The 481-nt window shown below is 68.6% G+C and carries 1 protein-coding gene; it reads left to right on the top strand.

Annotated features, from left to right (window positions below; genetic code table 11):
- Positions 1 to 59: 59 nt before the first annotated feature.
- Positions 60 to 481, top strand: a 422-nt coding sequence (locus EN780_RS37545; RefSeq protein ID WP_128276656.1) for an aminotransferase class I/II-fold pyridoxal phosphate-dependent enzyme, incomplete at its 3' end; no start/stop codon positions are given.

The following is a 481-nucleotide window of genomic DNA, read 5'->3' as shown; positions in this document are numbered from 1 at the left end:
GACATGGACAGCGCACTGTTTCGCCGGCTGGGCATCAAGCCATTTGCGCGTGAGGCCTTGTGAACGGCAGTGGCTTGCTCGACCGCTACAGGGCGACCTTGAGCGGGCTCGCCCGCAAGAACCGTTTGCGGGCCCTGAGCGGTCGCGCTGGGCTCGACTTCGCCTCCAACGACTATCTCGGCCTCGCGCGCTCCAAGCGCATGGCCGAGGCGGTCGCCGCGGCACTCGCGGCAGGCACGCCTGTCGGGGCGACAGGGTCGCGGCTCCTGCGAGGCAACACGCCTGAGCACGAGGCCCTCGAAGCCAAGGCGGCCGGCTTCTTCGGCGCCGAGCGCGCGCTGTTCTTCGGCGGCGGTTATGTCGCCAATTTCGCCGTGCTCACGACCCTGCCCCAGAAGGGCGATCTGATCGTTCTGGATGAACTCGTCCATACCAGCGCCCATGAGGGGGCGCGAGCCGGCCGCGCGGATGTCGTGCAAGC

It is taken from the genome of Mesorhizobium sp. M4B.F.Ca.ET.089.01.1.1, from assembly GCF_004022605.1.
Classification (GTDB): Bacteria; Pseudomonadota; Alphaproteobacteria; order Rhizobiales; family Rhizobiaceae; genus Mesorhizobium; species Mesorhizobium abyssinicae.
This window is presented reverse-complemented; position numbering and strand designations above follow the sequence as displayed.